Genomic DNA, 12085 nt, shown 5'->3' with positions numbered 1-12085 from the left:
TTAATTATCGCTTGATGACCCGTTTCGTACTCCGCGCCCCTCCCGCCATGGTGAGGTGGACGTAGTAAGGTCCGGAAGGCAGATTGGCCAAGTCCACCCGCAGCTGGTGCTCACCAGCGTTAAAGGCTTGGTCCGTTACGGTACGGACCTGGCGGCCAAGTTGGTCGAAAATGGTAATGCGGGCCCGCTCATTTCCGGTAACGAAACTTACGGTGAAGCCATCGCCAAAAGGATTGGGCGCCACCGATAAGTCAGTCTGGCGGAGAAGACTGGAGTTGTTATTTATGGAGGTGGTACGGCAGGCGCTGAGAACGGGGATGTAGTTAAACTCGTCGGTCAGCAAATCACTGACGGTGCTCTGCTCGAAGCCGAACCAATCCATCAGAACGGAACCGTAGACATTGCGGAAATCATACTGCATCGCAACCCCCTCATTGATGGTGACGTCACGGTCAATTTCCGGGTTGTCCCCAACAATGCCGCCGGATACGCACCCACCAAACAAGAACAAGGGCGCTGCATCCCCGTGGTCGGTTCCCTGGCTGGCGTTGGACCGGATGCGACGGCCGAATTCGGAATAGGTCATACCCAGGACGCGGTCCTCTAAACCGAGCTGGCGCAGGTCATCCTGGAAGGCAGCCACGGCATCGGAGATGGTACGGAGGAGGTCAGCGTGGGTGCCGCCGGTAGTATTTCCTTCGGGTGCCTGGTTGGCATGGGTATCGAATCCACCCAGTTCGACGACGTAGATCTTGGTGCCCAGCCCACCCGAGATGAGCCGGGCAACGTCGCGCAATTTGGTGGCAACTTCATTGTCTTCTGGGTAGGTGGCCATCGTATTGCCGGCACCTACCGCATCCTGAATACCTCCGGCGTACTCGTTGGATTGCTCGATGGTGGTGCGTAACCAATCAAGTTCCCGACCGTAGGGTGTAGTAGTATCCGGGCTGCCGGTGAAGGTGGGTAATTGGCCGACGTTATCTACGTCGGCGATGGCGATACTGAAGTTGCCGGCGCTTCCCTGGCAGGTTTCACTGACGGCCGTTCCCATAACGATGGCAAAGGGATCGGGCTGATCGTTCGTCGGGAAGGCGGCGGGGTAATCGGGGAAGCGCTCATCAAGGTGGCGGCCCAACCAACCGGTAGTCAGGACGGTTTCGGCTGAGGAACCAGTATTCCAGATATCCGTAGACCGGAAGTGAGATCGGTTCTGGTTGGCGTAGCCTACGTTTTGAATGATGGAGACTTTACCTTCATCGTACATCCCCCGCACCCCTTCCATGCTGGGGTGGAAGGCGTTGGTGTCCGACACCTTAAGCAGGCTGGCCTCGGGCAGCAGCAAATTGCTACGGACGGCCGCCAGGTTATCGTACTGATCCAGCGGGATGAGGGTGTTTAGTCCGTCGTTTCCACCGTTGAGCTGTAGGAGCACCAGGACTCGATCACTATTGGGGTCCGCCGCGGCGGCCATAAACGGCTGGGTAAGCGCGGATAGCTTGTACTTGCTCAGGAGGATGGGAAGCGGAAGGAGCGCAGCGCGCTGAAGAAATTTTCTGCGTAGCATGGCAAATATTTTTGGAGCGGCCAGTTCTTTTCAAAACGTGAACCGATATTCTTTAGGGGAGGTAATTGGATCGGATGGTGATCCTTAAGTGAAAAATTGATGGGCCCGACGCCGGCGGAAGCACACGCTTTACTTTATACTGGAACTACCGGGCCGGGCCGACAAATCAACTAAGCTGGTACTCGGGCATCTCTACCATAGCCACGAGCATACGGATCAGCTTATTTTCTAGCGCCTGGGCCAAGGCATCGTCGTTCGGGTTCGCGTTGAGTTCGGCCCATTCGACGGCCCACTGGGTATCCGGCAGGCCCGGTAGCAGCGTCTCTTTCAGGAATTCTCGTTGCGCTTCCGGAATGGGGCGAGGGAAGATGAAGAGCGCCCATTCATCGATCATCGCGTAGACGTCCCCCGGGTCGGGGAACTGCCTCACGATATCGAGCAAACTGATCTCCAGCGCGCCAAACCCCTGGACCTGGGCCAGCCCCCGGAGGAATTGGCGGGCGTAGTTCAACCGCAGGGGCAGCGTAGCGGAGTTAATCCAAGCGCGGTAGTAAAGGGGCTCTTGGTAGAAGGCCTTCCACCCCGCTACGTTAGGTGGCGTGAAGTAGGTCATGCCTAGATCGCGGGCAAAACCGGATACGGCGGTGTACAGAGAATCGAGTGCTCGAGCATTCCCGTCCTGCTTAACTTCAAAGCCACGCAGCAAAGTCAGGACAAAGTCCTTTGGGTGCTTGATCATGGGCCCCTGGCTCAGCACGTCGAAAAAGTGTTCGCTGCTCAGCAAGGCCCGGAGCATCGGCTTCATCTGGTAGTTACTCTCCCGGAAGATATTTGCCATTGGCTCAATGACGTTGGCCTCGATCTCCGGGGTGATGTCGTAGTACACAAACCAACGGTAGATATTGCGGGCCATGAACCGAGCCACCTCGTCTTGCTCCAGAATGAGGTCCACCAAACGGGCGTAAGTATCTTCTCCCGAGCTGGCGAAGGTTTGATTGCCGAAGCGGTGGCTCAACTGTACCGTTTGGCGATCGTGGCGCACAGCGCGGAACCGGGAACCGATTTCACCGATCGTGGATGAGTTGTAGCCATAATCCGTCCAGCCCGTCAGGCTTTTGGCCATTGCCACTACGTCCTGCTCGGTGTAGTGGGTGTAATCGCCCTCCCCTACTTGTGGTCCTTTCCCGAGGGTAAAGAGTTCCAGTAGTTCACGGGCGTAATTCTCATTCGGGGCAGCGACCGTGTTTTGATTACCATTCAGGAAGGTGAGCATCAGTGGTTCGATGGTCATCTCCTTCACCAACTGGCGGAAGTCTCCGAAGATGTGGTTGTAAATGGTCGTGAGGTAGCGGTAATTGTACTTTGGGTCCAAGGCACCGGTGATGGCGAAGTGGTCGTGCCAAAACAGCGCCATCGTCTGCCGCGCACTCATGCCCTCGGTCAGCATTTGCTTTCCTAACCAGGTGTAAAGGCTACGGATGCGGACGACGACGGACCGCATTAAATTATCACCCGCGGCGTAGGGTTTGTCGATCCAGGTTTCCCCGACGGCGCCTCCTCCATCCAGGCGGCTCGTGATGAGTGGGTCCGCCGGCCGGTCGAGGTCGCTAAGCAATGTATCCAACGTTCCTTCAATACCGAGACCAACCGCTTCGTTGAGTTGAGCGTAGGAATGGCCCATCATGGCGCGGGTCAGCAAGTGGCCGGCTTCCTGCTTGGTCCACGGCCCGGTGTAGGGAGCTAAGCCGGTTGAGGAGAGCACGGGTGCTTGCACGGCGGCCGCCACCCCGGCAGTGACTGGTGCTGGTCCCTGCTTACTCAGGGGGCGAAAAAAGGCTCGGCGATTCATTTTCGTCATCGGAATGTAGGTTAAGTACACCCTTCTGATGACCCCCTACCCCAAGGGTTGCCCGCAGCTGAAAGATTTTTCTCAAATCTTTTAGAAACGGTAGCCTACGGAAAGGCGCAGCTCAATTCCCTGCAGGAAGCGATCATCAGGACGGTTCTCGATCCAATCTCCAATACTGTGGACGTAGTCTCCGCCCAATCGCAGTTCCAGTGGAGCAGATTTAAGGCCGTAGGTGACCGCGCCACCCAGGGAATAAGACCAGTAGTTGAAGTCCGTCGTTGAACTGCGGTCCGCCAACTCGAAGAATTGGGGCCTTACCCCGTTAGCGAACATGGCTTCCTGCAGGGCGACGGAGCGCTCGAAGGTGGCCCAGGTGCGGCTGATACCAGCGTTGGTTTCTACGGAAAATGGCGAATTCCAGAGCGGTTGCCGGTAGCCAACTTTGAGGGGTATGCTGAATTGATTGAACTCCGTCAACTCCTCTAGCTCAAGAATCAGAGTGGGGTTCGGGTTAATGAACTGAGCTGGATTACGCCGGACGGTGATGTTGGCGGGTTCCGCGGTATTGTCAATCGACTTCAGATCCAAGGAGAACTTTCCTTCTCTGGTCCCGTCGGTACGCAGCGTTTCCCGCTCCCGCTCGATGCGGATGGGGCGGTTGAAGGTGATTTCGTCCTTTAGTTTTGCGTTACTTAACCCAAGTTCTACGAACCATTTTTTACGGCTGGCCCGTAGATTGAGGTGGCCACCTACCCCATCCCAGATGCGTTGTTGAAAACCCTCCGGCCGTTCTTCGTTGGGGCGCATCACCCGGTAGTTGGCGAAGGTTGGTCCAGCCTGAAGACTGAATACTGTTGTCGGGTCGGACGACCGCCATTCTACATCTTGCTGGGCGGCCTCCATAAACTTCTCTAGTCCAATATTACTGTCGTCCAAGTCGAATGGAACGAACTTGTAGAGCGAAGTGACGGAAGTTATTTCCAGCACTGGGAGTACTTGGCTGCCGGGAAACCTTCCTCCGGAATCAAATTCCTCCGCTGCACCCTGCGAGTTTGTGATCACCGCATTGGTACCAGTCGTAGTTGAAGCGGTGGACGTTGTTGATGGTTGATCGAGTTGGTCCGTACCTGGATTTTCCGTTTCCTTAATCATCGAAGGTGGCAAGTCAGATGACTTCGACTGGGATCGAGGCGCTGGCTTGATGCGGGATACGTTTTCTACCTGCTGCTTATTGTTTCCCTGGCTTGATACAGTAGTCCCCGGTGCGTCTGCGGTAGCTTTCGCTTTCTCTTCGGCCCTGCCTAATTCTTCCGTTTTACCCGCTGCCTCAGTGGAGGTTCGCTTGTCATCAGTTACCGATTGGTCTGTACCCATTGTTGCCTCCAATTCGGTCGCTGTTTCCTCTACGGGACTTTCTCCTGCCAACATTTCCGCCTCGTCGTTGCCAAGGAAATGGCCGAGACCAATTGTCAATCCCAGAAATAGCAGGGCACCCAGTAGATACCACCAGTAAGCCCCCTTCTTCCGTGATTTCGGAGGCGGCAGGGAGGCATCCAACCGATCCCACAGGGCGTCACCGGGCCGTGGTGGCCCCGGTACGTCGGCTTCCCATTCGCTGAGTTTTTTTGCCCAGTGCTTGTTTTCTCCTGGCGGCATACTCACTTTTTTTGTCGTTGAAGGTGGGGGTGGTGGGTAGAGATGGTCCGGCGAAGTTTACGCTTGGCCTTAGAAAGCTGGCTCTTGCTGGAGCCGCTACTGATGCCTAACTGTTTAGCAATCGCCTCGTGGGTCAGATCCTCTAAATAGTAGAGGCTGAATACCGTACGGTATCCGAGTGGAAGTTCCTTGATGTACCGGTGCAGCGTTGCCGGTGGGATGGCCCCGGCATCCTCGTCGAATCCTTCCGGCTCAACGCCTGGTTCCACGGACCGATCCAACTCCGTGATCTCGGGGCGCTTGCGCAGTTCCTGCAGGATCACATTCACCACCACCCGGCGCAGCCACCCACCGAGCGGACCCTTCCCCCGGTACTGGCCAATCTTAGCAAATGCGTGGATCAGCCCGTCGTGGACGAAATCTTCCGCTTCGGCGTCGTCCCGCGCGTAGCGGAGGGCCATTCGGTAGAGGGCATTCCGGTGGCGTTCGTACAGCGCCCGTTGGGCCGTACGATCATTGGTAGAGCAGGCTTTCGCCAGCTGGATATCATCGCGGAACTTGTCCGTCATCACTCACTAGATACGGAGTTTGGGGGAGGGTTGCCTGGGTTTTAAGAATTTCTTTACTAGGCTTGGGATACTGTTTTCCGAGGGGGGACAAAGGAGGAAAAGAAGGAAAGGAGGGCGTGCAGTGATACACTCCTTTTTCTCCTTCCCCCCCTTATTCGTCTTGTTGAGAATGGTCCAAAAAATCTACCTAGCGTTGTAGTTTTCCAAGGGGAGATAAAGGAAAAGAGCGCGCGAAATGCCGCACTTCCTTTTCTCCTTTCCCCCCTTTTCCTTCTTGTCGAAAACCGTACAGCGATACGTCAAAAGTAAATCGGCTTTCCCCTACCCCATCTTTTTGCACCCGCGTCAGCGCCCAAAAACGCCTCACTCATTATGGTACTTCTCCCCCCGCAGAATCGACATCCCCCGGTACAACTGCTCCGCGAAAAACAGGCGAATCATCTGGTGGCTGAAGGTCATGTCGCTCAGGGAAAGTTTGCCGTTGGCGCGTTGGTAGACGGCGTCAGAAAAGCCGAAAGCGCCACCCACCACGAAGATCAGCCGGCGGTAGGGCATCTGTAATTGACGGTCGATCCAGGCCGAAAACTTGACGCTGGTGAAGCGTTTACCGCCTTCGTCGAGCAGGATCAAGCCGTCTTCATTGTTGACTTTGCTGAGGATCAGCTCGCCCTCTTTTTCCTTTAGCGCCTCGGAAGACAACTTGCCCGCATTGCGGATATCGGGCAAAATATCGAAGCTGATGGGCAAGTAATGGCGCAGTCTTTTCTGGTAGATCGCCTCCCCTTCCCGGAGGTATTTTTCACTGGTTTTCCCGACGTAATAGACCTGCACCTTCATGCCCCAAAGGTAATGGCTGGGTCCTGTTAGGAAGGCCTATCTTCGCCGCCACAAAAGCTCGCCCCCTTGTACAATCAGTATACCCTCACGAATTCACCGGACCTCCACGCCATCCTCGTCGCCCTGCTGGGCCAAGCAGGTTTTGACAGTTTTCAGGAAACTGATGCCGGGCTGCTCGCTTTCGCCCCCGCGGCACAACACGAGAAGTGGGTTGCGGCGCTCGACGAATACGCGGAGCAGTTTAGCTTCAGCTACACCTCGAGCACGTTGGAACAACGCAACTGGAACGAGGAATGGGAAAGCCAATTTCCACCACTCGAGGTGGGTGATCGTCTCTTCATCCGTGCCGATTTTCACGACTCTAACCCAGCCTTTCCGCTGGAGCTCGTCATCACGCCCAAAATGGCTTTTGGCACAGGCCACCACGCGACGACCTACATGATGTGCCAGCTCCTTTTTGAACTCGACCTGAAGGGTAAACGAGTACTGGATTACGGTAGCGGCACCGGCGTGTTGGCCATCCTCGCCGCCAAGTTGGGCGCCACCGATATTGATGCAGTGGATATCGAGCAACCCTCCGCCGAAAACACCGCGGAGAACGCGACACGCAACGGCGTGGAACTCTCCCGGGTCGTCCTTGGCGAACTCAAAGACGTGCCCGCTGGACTGCCCTACGACATCGTGCTGGCAAACATCAACCGTAACGTAATACTGGCAACGGCGCGGGCGTTGTACGGGCGGCTGGCGCCGGAAGGCACGGTTCTCTTCAGCGGTATCCTCGAAAAGGACGAACAACTACTGCTGGAAAGCCTTTCAGCCATTGGCTTTCAACACCGGGATACACGTAAGCGTGAAGACTGGCGAGCCTTCGTTTTTACCAAGAACTGACCCTACATGCGTTTGCATTTTCTGATACTGACACTCCTGTTCACCGCCGCCCAGGCTACCGGACAGGGGCTCGCCGATTTTGACGCCACCAGTGAACCAGCGGCCTTCGACGAAGCCCTGGAAGCCTTCATGACCGGCTCTGGCAACAAGGCGGCCAAAGAAAGTTACTCCAATTTCAACGGCATTTTCTTTGGCGGTGGCTTCACCGAAGAACAACAGAAGCAGATCGCCGCCACGGCCGTTTTGCTTTCTCAGAATCGGGTCACGGCTACCGGCGGCTTCATTCCCTACCTCGCCGCTCAGGAGTTTCTGACGGGTGCGGTAGATGCACCTAATCCGCTTTTCGAAAGTTTTCATGCGGCGCTGTCGCAGGTGGCCAGTTCGGGGGATGCCCGCGTCGATCAGTTGAACAAAACTCTGCAGAACGCCGCCGTCTTTCTGGAAAAGGGATGGCTCAAGCCGGGTAAGGAAGATACGGGGTGGCGCGTCATCGGCGGTAAACCCACCTTCCTGGCCGAAGACAACCGCTTGAAAATTCAGGTGGATACGATCCGGGAACTGATCGCCATCAGCCCAAAGGATACGATCAAAATTAAAGAGACCAACCTCCTGGTTGATCTGGCCATGAACGCCGCCAGCGGGAAGGGCGGAAGGACCGATTGGCGCCGGGTGGGCCTCTCCCCCGACATCTTCGTCATCCTCGTTCAGTACGAACTCGACGCGGGCCGGATGATCTACAAGAGTGACTCCGCCCAGTTCCAGTACCCGGAGTACTTCGGCGACCGAATCCTCATGGGCAGTTTCAACGATAAGAACCAGGTGGGCGGCGTACGGCCCGAAGGGGACTTTCCCCAGTTTCTCTCCGACGATGGGTACGTGGAGATCAAGAACATCGGCAAAAACGTTACCCTGTTCGGCAACTTTGAATTGAAGGGCAACACCGTTTACGCCATCGGTGAAGAAGGTAGGGAAGCTTACGTCCGCCTCCGCTTACAGGGTAGCGCGACCGACCGGTCCGTGCAGGGCGAGGCTCGGCGTTTCGTCGTCCGCCAGGGCAAAAGCGTCGGTGGTGAGGGTGTCCGCACGACCGTGAAGGTGGGACAGGACAGCCTCTTCCACCCCAGTGTAACGATGTACGTCGATCTCGAGGATCGTATCGTGGGTCTGCGGCGATCTAAGTCGAGTGCCGACCGGGCGCCGTTCTACCATTCCAAAAACGCAATGGCCATCTTCAGTGACTACCTGGACATTCACCTGGACGGTGACAGCGCCGTGATCGGGAAGCCAACCGTATCCTTCCAGGAAAAACCGGACGTTGTTTTTGAAAGCTCGGATTACTACAGCCAGCGGGAGTATGAGTACACTCAGGACATCGCTAGCTCTAACCCACTGGAACGCATTTACTCCTACCGCCAAAACCAAAATGGCGGTATGGATGATCTGCACGCTGACGACCTAGCGAAGTTCTTCCGCAAAGACTTCACCGCAACGGACATCAAACCGCTGCTCTACGACCTGCAGACGGCCGGCTTCCTGTTGTACAATCCCCAGACCAACATCATCAACCTCAAGCGCAAGCTTTCCCTCTACGTGGAGGCCAGCCGCGAAGAGGTGGATTACGACAAACTCCGGGTAGTCTCCCGAACTCCCAAACCCAACGCCGTGATGAACATGGTAACGGGTGATATTCGAGTCGACGCCGTTTTACCGGTAGAATTCAACAAAGAAAAGAAGATCGCTATCCGCCCCGCCGGCAATCAGTTGACGATCCGTAACAACCGGGACCTGGACTTTAGCGGAGAGGTGTACGCCGGTGGTATCGTCATGTCCGGCAAGGGGTTCCACTTCAAGTATGATCCGTATTACATCGAACTGGATTCCGTCCGTTACGTGGATCTCTTCCTGCCCGAAGGTGACGACCTGGAAGCGAAGGGCAACCGCCGCAGCGCCGGCAGCCGCATCGAGCACGTAACTGGCTACCTGCTAATCGACGCACCGAAGAACAAAAGCGGAACGGAGAACATCCCTTACTTCCCCTCACTCCAAAGCAAGGAGATCAGCTACATCTATTACGATGGCGCCGACAGCACGGCTGCCTATGATCGGGATGAGTTTTACTTTGAGCTACAACCCTTCAGCCTGAATGGCACCGATTCATTGCTGGCGTCGGACTTGGCGCTAGGTGGAAAACTGAACAGTGGTGGCATCTTCCCCGACATTGAAGAAACGCTCACCATCCAGGAAGACGGCAGCCTGGGCTTCGTGACGGAAACGCCGGAGGGCGGCCAATCCACTTACGAAGACCGGGGCAACTACGAAGGCGAACTCGTCCTGACCAACAAGGGGCTAAAGGGCACCGGCAAACTGAGCTACCTCGAGGCCAACATCGAATCCGACAACCTGGATTTCCGGCTCGACCGGACGACGGCCAGCTCCAATAGTTTCGCACTGGAGGAATCTGCGAAGGATGGCCGCGTGGTTCCACAAGTAGCGGGTACGGAGGTCAACGTCGAGTTCATTCCCTACGGAGACAGCCTCGTCGTGGAGGCCGCCGAAGGAGCTGCCTTCGACATGTTCAAGGCGGGTGACCACCAGTTGGAGGGTACCCTCGTCCTCACGCCCGAAGCCCTAAAGGCTAATGGCACCCTGGACTGGGACGCGGCCAGCATGACCTCGAAGGATATGGACTTTACCCTTTTCGGTGCCAAAGCGGATACCTCGAACGTCTCCATTAAGAGCCTGCAGGCGGGTGACCAATTGGCACTCACCACTACTAATGTGCAGTCATCCTTTGATTTTGAGAAACAGTCCGCCAGCTTCCGGAATAACAGTACGGATCTAAGTACGGACCTTCCTTATACCCAGTTCAAAACCAGCATCAACGAGTTCGATTGGGATATGGCAACGGGTAACATCACCTTCAAGGCGGAGCCCGGTAAGGATCGCTTCACGAGTACCCACCCGGATCAGGATGAACTCACCTTCACTGGAGAATCGGCCACCTACGATATCAACACCAACGTACTGGGTGTGGAGGGAGTACCCTTCGTCACGGCCGCCGACGCCCGCATCTACCCAGGCGACGGCAGAGTTGAGGTGGAAGGCGGCGCCAAGGTGCGCGAGCTCACTAACGCTCGGATCGTTGCTGACACTCTGAATGAGTACCACGTCATCAAGCGGGCCACCGTTAATTTAATGGGCCGAAAAGAGTATACGGCCTCGGGCTTCTACGAGTACAACGTCGGCCCCCACCGGCAGGAGGTCGAGTTCCAGAACATCATTGGTACCCGCGTCGGCAAGGGCAAGAAAAACGATAAGGCAACGGCTACCCGCGCCGAGGGAACGGTGGAAGAGTCTACCTCCTTCTACGTGGATAACAAGACCAAGTTTTTCGGCACCATCAACCTGGACGCCGGTTCAAAAACGCTTTTGTTTGACGGCTACGCCAAGATTGACGCCGAGAAACTGCCGGGCGCACAGTGGTTCACCGTTCAATCTGAAGGGGATAAGAAAGACCTCACCCTGGAAGTCCGGGAACCGAAGGACCGGGATGGCCTACCCCTTTTCACAGGCCTTTACCTCAGTAAGCCCAACCGGGGCATCTATCCGAGCATGGTGCAGACCCTGGACTTCCGGAAGGACCACGCCATTCTGGACGCCAATGGGTTGATGAATTACGACGAAGAGAACGATGTGTTCCTCTTTGGCGACAGCCTCCGCATCTTCGACGAGACCCAAACCACGGGCAACCTGATGCGCTTCGACAATGCCAATGGCAAGATCGATGGCAGCGGAGAGTTAGGGCTCGGCGGTCGACTGGAGTTCATCAACATCAACGCCTACGGAACCATCAAAATGGATATGCCCACTGGCCAACGCGTCGCCGCCCAGGTTCAGATTGAGGAGAAGCCCGCAGCGCCGGAACCCGAAGAAGAGGAGGATACGCCCCCTCCCAGCATGTTCCTGCTGGAAGAAGAAACCGTCACCGCCAAGGATACGACCCAGGAGAAAAAGAAGGTGGAACTCACCATTAACGCGCCCGTCGCTCCATCACGCCCGGAGGTACTGGTAGAGGCCATGATGGCCATCGATCTGATCTTCCCGGACAAGCTGGTGAACATGATGGCCAACGACGTGCTCTCCGGAACCTTTGCTTCACCGGGGCTGAATTTGGTGACCGACCGGGAGTTTTATTCGACCGGGCTCGAGACCCTCTTCCTCGAAGGCAAGGAACGAGCCGGCGCCATCGCCAGCCTCGACGCCGGCGTACTCGAAGTACCGCGCAAGATCAACGAACACACCCTGTTCTTCCCCAAGATGAAACTGAAGTGGTCGGACGACTACCAGTCCTTCGTCAGTACGGAAAAACTGAATGGTCTGGCCAGCATCCGTGGTAATACCGTCTCCAAAATGGTGGAGGTCTACACGGAAATCAAAATGCCCACCGGCGGTGATGACCGGTTGTACATCTACCTGAAGACGCCGAGCGAGTTGTACTACTTTTTCGGTTTCCAGGCTGGCGTACTGAATGTCGTTTCCAACAACACCCAATTCATGGACGAGCTGGAGGGGATGAAGCCGAAGGACCTCGTCAAGAAAATCAAGGGTAAGGATGGCGGAACTTATGAAATCCTTCCCGTCAGCCCCGCTACGGCGGATACCTTTTTGCGCAGGGTAAAGGATGCCTTCTAGACAAGCTCTACGACGAATTTATAGGCTCCC

General features: G+C 56.1%; 7 protein-coding genes. 2 read left to right on the top strand and 5 right to left on the bottom strand.

The window, feature by feature from the left end:
- Positions 1 to 4: 4 nt before the first annotated feature.
- The 5 genes from A3850_RS12410 to rlmH all read right to left on the bottom strand — a co-directional run bounded on the left by A3850_RS12410 (position 5) and on the right by rlmH (position 6475).
- A complete protein-coding gene (locus A3850_RS12410) occupies positions 5 to 1564 on the bottom strand; it encodes a DUF1501 domain-containing protein (RefSeq protein WP_068216943.1) in 1560 nt (519 codons plus the stop codon).
- A gap of 166 nt (positions 1565 to 1730) precedes the next feature.
- The gene (locus tag A3850_RS12405; RefSeq protein ID WP_068216942.1) at positions 1731 to 3422 is read right to left on the bottom strand and encodes a DUF1800 family protein; all 1692 of its coding nucleotides are present in this window, start codon (positions 3420 to 3422) and stop codon (positions 1731 to 1733) included.
- A gap of 81 nt (positions 3423 to 3503) precedes the next feature.
- The gene (locus tag A3850_RS12400) at positions 3504 to 5069 is read right to left on the bottom strand and encodes a hypothetical protein (protein ID WP_068216941.1); all 1566 of its coding nucleotides are present in this window, start codon (positions 5067 to 5069) and stop codon (positions 3504 to 3506) included.
- Positions 5070 to 5071: 2 nt separating this feature from the next.
- Positions 5072 to 5638 (bottom strand): RNA polymerase sigma factor, encoded by a 567-nt coding sequence (locus tag A3850_RS12395; RefSeq protein ID WP_068216940.1) that lies wholly within the window; start codon positions 5636 to 5638, stop codon positions 5072 to 5074.
- Positions 5639 to 6001: 363 nt separating this feature from the next.
- Positions 6002 to 6475, bottom strand: a complete 474-nt coding sequence (gene rlmH / locus A3850_RS12390) for a 23S rRNA (pseudouridine(1915)-N(3))-methyltransferase RlmH (RefSeq protein ID WP_068216939.1) — start codon at positions 6473 to 6475, stop codon at positions 6002 to 6004.
- A 66-nt stretch (positions 6476 to 6541) separates the two neighbouring features.
- Between rlmH and prmA the strand changes: the two genes are divergently transcribed.
- Together prmA and A3850_RS12380 are read left to right on the top strand one after the other, a co-directional pair.
- Positions 6542 to 7363 (top strand): 50S ribosomal protein L11 methyltransferase, encoded by an 822-nt coding sequence (prmA, locus tag A3850_RS12385; RefSeq protein ID WP_068216937.1) that lies wholly within the window; start codon positions 6542 to 6544, stop codon positions 7361 to 7363.
- A 6-nt stretch (positions 7364 to 7369) separates the two neighbouring features.
- Positions 7370 to 12055 (top strand): hypothetical protein, encoded by a 4686-nt coding sequence (locus A3850_RS12380; protein ID WP_068216936.1) that lies wholly within the window; start codon positions 7370 to 7372, stop codon positions 12053 to 12055.
- Positions 12056 to 12085 lie beyond the last annotated feature (30 nt).

Origin of the sequence: Lewinella sp. 4G2, from assembly GCF_001625015.1 — a bacterium.
GTDB lineage: Bacteria > Bacteroidota > Bacteroidia > Chitinophagales > Saprospiraceae > Neolewinella.
Note: the sequence above shows the minus strand (reverse complement) of the source record. Positions and strands in the feature narration are given on the sequence as shown.